Annotated in this window: 5 protein-coding genes and 1 pseudogene; 4 read left to right on the top strand and 2 right to left on the bottom strand. The window is 32.5% G+C overall.

What is annotated here, in order from left to right; all coding sequences use genetic code 11:
* The first annotated feature begins 1,098 nt into the window (after positions 1-1,098).
* Positions 1,099-1,659: a helix-turn-helix domain-containing protein gene (locus tag AB3X49_RS17140; RefSeq protein ID WP_367963593.1), complete on the top strand. Its 561-nt coding sequence runs from the start codon at positions 1,099-1,101 to the stop codon at positions 1,657-1,659.
* A 28-nt stretch (positions 1,660-1,687) separates the two neighbouring features.
* Here the strand turns inward: AB3X49_RS17140 and mobV are convergent, their stop codons facing one another.
* On the bottom strand, positions 1,688-2,914 hold the full coding sequence (mobV, locus tag AB3X49_RS17135) for a MobV family relaxase (RefSeq protein WP_367963590.1): 1,227 nt from the start codon (positions 2,912-2,914) through the stop codon (positions 1,688-1,690).
* Positions 2,915-3,363: 449 nt separating this feature from the next.
* Between mobV and AB3X49_RS17130 the strand changes: the two genes are divergently transcribed.
* From AB3X49_RS17130 to AB3X49_RS17120, 3 genes are all read left to right on the top strand, one after another.
* Positions 3,364-3,498 carry a hypothetical protein gene (locus AB3X49_RS17130; protein ID WP_367963587.1) on the top strand — a complete coding sequence of 45 codons (135 nt, stop codon included), beginning with the start codon at positions 3,364-3,366 and terminating at the stop codon, positions 3,496-3,498.
* A gap of 53 nt (positions 3,499-3,551) precedes the next feature.
* Positions 3,552-3,839, top strand: coding sequence for a DUF4183 domain-containing protein (locus tag AB3X49_RS17125; protein ID WP_367963584.1), 288 nt, complete (start codon positions 3,552-3,554; stop codon positions 3,837-3,839).
* A gap of 715 nt (positions 3,840-4,554) precedes the next feature.
* Positions 4,555-4,998 carry a helix-turn-helix domain-containing protein gene (locus AB3X49_RS17120; protein WP_006097479.1) on the top strand — a complete coding sequence of 148 codons (444 nt, stop codon included), beginning with the start codon at positions 4,555-4,557 and terminating at the stop codon, positions 4,996-4,998.
* Between the two features lie 28 nt (positions 4,999-5,026).
* Here AB3X49_RS17120 and AB3X49_RS17115 read toward each other — a convergent pair.
* Positions 5,027-5,290 (bottom strand): annotated as a pseudogene (locus AB3X49_RS17115) (MobV family relaxase); the annotation flags it as partial.

Genomic DNA, 5,290 nt, shown 5'->3' with positions numbered 1-5,290 from the left:
CATTAATAGACTCTGTTACAAATAAATATTTTGATTTTCCTGTTCAATTTGTTGAAACCTATCACGAGTGGAAAAAAGGAAATATTACTTTATTTACAGCACTAAAAAGATGTAAAACAAACGGACCTCATTTTTACACTTTAATCAAACTATATGAAAAAACTTTAAAATGAGATTTCTTGTTTTTGTATACAAGTAAACCCGTGGTGCTAGTTAAAATTTATTCGTTATTTTTAGTAAATATTAGGTTTGAAACTTGGGAGAAATCATAAAACAATTTCAGAAAACACCTAAAATCATCCGAAAATTGACCCCATACCGTTCAAAATCATCTTGAATTCCGTTATTTTCTTCCATTCAAAATAAGGAAATATGCTCATTTTTGTAGCTTTTGGACACTAGAAATTCAAATAGCACCACAGGTAAGTAACACTTTATTCATTTTATATACCGATGAAAACTCTCAAAATCCTTTGTATGATATTTTACATGGATTTCATACTTAAGTTAACCCGAAAAGTTTAAAATCCGTACAGATGACGATTAATCCTTGTAAATAAATTACTCTTTTTTAATATATTCCCTTGTTTTTGGGTGTGAGTGTGATGGTTGGGGTGAAGCGAAGCGAGGGGCTAGCCCCTTATAGTGTCATAAAAATATAGAATAAAAGTGTTTTAATAGACAGTTGATCTAGGCGGTTCGGCAGGTACACTTGCTAGTCCAAGTCGTGCTACCTAAATCCTCGTTTTTGGTATGTTCGGCTTGGCAATATGCTAACACCTGCCGAATTCCACAATGCAATGGAAAAAGAGTGGAGATTTTTTGAGTGGGTTTCTCAAAAAATACTACTCGACCATTGCATTGTGGAAAGCCCTACTAGGAGATATAGAAAGGGACAAGCTAAAAACCTTGATAAATAAGGCTTTTTAAAGAGTAAATGTAACATAGCTTGTGATACATAAATGTAACATAGCTTGTGATACATTTATGTTACATCTTGTAACATTTTTTTCTTTACATGCTCATCCTTTTGTTATACGATGTAACAAAGTTGATACATAAATGTATCATAACTTGTGATACATAGGAGGTTTAAAAATGGTATCAGAGGTGTTGCAATTGGATCATGAAGAAAAAAAGATTACAGTTGAATTGACTAGCGAAGAATTGAACAAAATTCAAAAATTATTAGAGATTGAGAACAAAAAAGAGAAGACAGAAAAACAAAAAGAAGAAGAAAAAAAGAACTATAACTTTATACAATTGTATCGTGATAATATGCCTGAATTACGCTGGTTAATGACAAAACAGCCATTTGCTAGTAGTTTGTTATTTTTTATATTAGAACATATGGACAACCGTAACGCTCTAGCCTGTTCATATTCAGTTTTTGAAGATTATTTCGGAAAATCAAGAATGACGATTTACAGAGCAATTAAAGTCCTTGAAGAAAACGGTTTTATTGATGTATTAAAAATGGGCACATCAAATGTTTATGTAGTTAATGAAGGCCTTGCATGGACAGATAAAAACACAAGTAAAAAATTTGCAAAATATGATGGTAATATCCTTGTTAGTAAAAAGGAAAATAAAGATTATCAATATCGAAGTCAATTTGATAGATTCAAAGCCTTACGCGAAAGAGAAGGAATAAAATAAAAAGAACTCTTAACAGAGCTCTTTTTATTTATTTCTCTAAACCACTATCTCTATTTCTATTTTTCTCCTTTTTCTTTTGCTGTATATCTTTTAAAGCAAGATCATACCCTTTTCTTTCATATTCTGTTAAATTATTTTCGCTAAATCGAGTATTACTAAAGAGATTTAAAGTGATATTCACTTTCTTCTTGCAATATCCTACGATTTGCTGGAATTTCTCTATTCCTTGAGGAACTCGTTCTCTATAAAACTCCTGCATTTGTGTAAACAACTTTTGAAGTCTCTCATATTTCGCTTTATATGGCTCTAATTCTTTTTTCTCTTTTTCTAAATGTTTTACAGTTGTATGTAAATCTGTATTATTCACTTTCAATGCCTGATTTTGTCTCTGTAACGTTTCATTTTCCCTTTTAAAAGCCTCTGATGCTTTAGCAAGGGTTTTAATCCTTTGAAAGTCTTCTATCCCAATTTCGACCGTTTTAGAACGTATAAGCCCCCCTTTTTCTTTTACAGGCATATTTTCTACTTTTCTTCCAACATCAACTGCTCTTTTTAAATCATTTAAACGATTTTTCATCTGTTGCATAGATTTCTCTATTTGTTGTTTTTCTAACTCTTTTTCTACAAGTGTATCTTCTAACACTTGTACTTCTTCTTTTGCCGTTAAAGCCTTCAAACGCGTCGTTTCAATATGCTTTTTATCACTCGATACACCACGATCTAAATTAAAACCTTTCTCTACCATATGAGCATGAAAATCATCCTGGAGCGAAACCAACTCTCTACGGTTAAAAATCTGTTTTGCTGACAATTTCTTTTCTTCCGTTACTGGAACCATTCCTACATGCATATGAGGTGTTTTTTCATCCAAATGTACTGCTGCATGCACAATATTATGTTCTCCATATCGCTCTTTAAGGAAGTTATAAGCTTCCTCAAAGAATTCTTTTTGAGAATCCGGATTTTCTTCACTTAAACATCTAAAGAAATCTCTATCACTCGTGACTACAAATTCACACATCACAACTGCATCTTTTCGAATCGCTCGATTGGTTTCTACATTCTGTTCGATTTTTTCTTTCACTGTTCTGAAATAATCAATGTATTGATTGTTATGTAAATCATAATTCAAATGACTTTGTTCTTTTTCAATATCAGGATTTGTATGACTCTCTTTTTCTCTTTGATTATGAATCTGGATTCCTTTCACATCTCGCATTTTAAATTTTTGCATTCTACAAATAGCAAAACTCACGAATCCTCACCTCAACTTGTCCTATTTTTACTCTTTATTTTGTTCACGACCACTCTATAAAGTATATACTTCTTTACTGTTTTTCGGTGGACTTCCATGTAAAGTATAGCACACTATACTTTACTATCGTAAAGAGTGTGCCCTTACGGGGCATTCGGCTTGCCGAATAACACCTTGAGCTTTGCCCAAACCCACTGGGGAATTTTTCCCCAGACCCCATATAAAAAACACCCCCAACCCCCTCATTTTTTGAGGGGGCTCCCTCGCCGGTAGGCAGGTCAAAACGTATTCGTTTTGACACATCAAGAGGGTTTGGGTGTTGTGAATTTGTCAACTCCTTAATGCTCCTTCTCTTCATTTCATTTCGTTCGTCCGCTTACCGTTGACAAACATTTTATATATATTTCTTGAATACTTTTAGTGAAAATAACCAAAAAGGAGTTTTTATTATGACTACAACAACAAACTTGTATTTAGAATTACTAAAAAAAGCTATCTTATTTGAAATTTGGCAAGAACATGAACAATATTTACCTACAAACCAAAAAAGTATTCGTAACACATTGGACAACCATCCCATATGATAAATTATCAAATAAAAAATAATTTGATAATTTATCATAAGGAATGATCTAACATGCCGATTTATAAACTTTTTGTAAGTGGTAGACGATTTATTGGAAAAATAGGATCAGGTACAGGTACAGGGGACACATTTGCAATTGCTGCCACCTCCTTTACTAATGATGCAGGAAGTACATCCCCGTTCCCTAACTCTTATGCATATTATAATCTTTATATAAACGGTATTCTCCAAATAGCAGATGTATCCACTATTACTGTAGGTCCATCCTCTATTACTATACCTAATGGAGATGAACTTGATCCAGGTACTCCTGTAATTTTGGAGTTTATTGTAACTTAAACTTATTTTTAAAAATTTAACATTTTAACAATATATACGGGAGATACGACTTGTTTTTGGATGAGAGTGCTGGCTGGGGGTATGGGGGCTAGCCCCCATAGTTTACGTATCCATTTCTAAAATAAGTGAAGTTTTCGAACGATAGAACAGGCGGTTCGGCAGGTACAATTACTTGTCCAAGTCGTACTACCCAAATCCTCGTTTTTGGTATGTTCGGCTTGGCGATATGCCAATATCTGCCGAAATCCACTAATCAATGGTGAAGCGAAGCGGAAAAGGTGGAGATTTTTGAGAGTTTTTTTCTCAAAAATACTACCTGTCCATTGATTAGTGGATAGCCCTTTAATAGATATAGAAGGGACAACCTAGTAAACCCTTGATAAATAAGGGTTTATAATTTCCTTATGTTCACCCTAGGGGTGAACATAAGGAAACAAGATGTTCATTTTTTTGTTGTTTTCGTGAACGTCTTGTTTGAAATGGTGAAACAAAATGTTCATTCTAAAAGATTAAATAAGGGCTAAAAATCTCATCGAAAATGATGAGATTTTTAGCCCTTATTATAAAAGACACAAGGGGACCTTAAAAAAACCCTTTATTTATAAGGTTTTTTTTAACATAATAGTTACCATATTTGGTATTGTTGTTACCATATTTGGTATGTATAATAGTTACCATACTCGGTAACATAAAAGTAGAGGGAGGTTAAAAAGTAATGTCATCATTAGATAAAGATATCTTTATCGAAGTACCTGATGAAGAAACAGGAGAAATCCAACAATATTTATTAACTCCAGCTAAGAAAAAAAAAGTTTATAAGGGGGATTGGGTCATGGTGTTTCAAGAAGGATTAACATATGTCGCAAAACTCAATTTAAAAGGTGAAACATTGCGTGTTTATATGATCCTATTATCAAAACTAGATTATGAAAATTGGTTAAGAATTAGACAAAAAGACATAGCTGAAGAATTAGGAATGAAACCACCCCATGTTTCAAGAGCAATTAAAGAACTTTCTAATCATGGAATTTTAGTTAAAGGTCCTAAAGTAGGTGCTTCTAATACATATCGTTTAGATCCTTCATTTGCTTTTAGAGGACGAGACAAAAATTTAGAACAAGTCCGAAAAGAAGTAAAACACCTTAAAATAATAAAATAAAAAGAACTCTATTAAGAGTTCTTTTTATTTATCTCTCTAAACCACTATCTCTATTTCTATTTTTCTCTTTTTTCTTTTGCTGTATATCTTTTGAAGCAAGATCATAACCTTTTTTCTCATGTTCAGTTAAATTATTTTCACTAAATCGAGTATTACTAAAGGGATTTAAAGTGATATTCACTTTCTTTTTACAATATCCTACGATTTGCTGGAATTTCTCTATCCCTTGAGGAACTTGTTCTCTATAAAACTCCTGCATTTGTGTAAACAACTTTTGAAGTCTCTCATATTT

The organism is Bacillus sp. C30 (genome assembly GCF_040838255.1).
Taxonomy (GTDB): domain Bacteria; phylum Bacillota; class Bacilli; order Bacillales; family Bacillaceae_G; genus Bacillus_A; species Bacillus_A mycoides.
This window is presented reverse-complemented; position numbering and strand designations above follow the sequence as displayed.

Excerpts from the sequence above, each read along its gene's own strand:
- AB3X49_RS17140 (WP_367963593.1), top strand. The coding sequence starts at position 1,099 with ATGGTATCAGAGGTGTTGCAATTGGATCATGAAGAAAAAAAGATTACA.
- AB3X49_RS17130 (WP_367963587.1), top strand. The coding sequence starts at position 3,364 with ATGACTACAACAACAAACTTGTATTTAGAATTACTAAAAAAAGCTATC.
- AB3X49_RS17125 (WP_367963584.1), top strand. The coding sequence starts at position 3,552 with ATGCCGATTTATAAACTTTTTGTAAGTGGTAGACGATTTATTGGAAAA.
- AB3X49_RS17120 (WP_006097479.1), top strand. The coding sequence starts at position 4,555 with ATGTCATCATTAGATAAAGATATCTTTATCGAAGTACCTGATGAAGAA.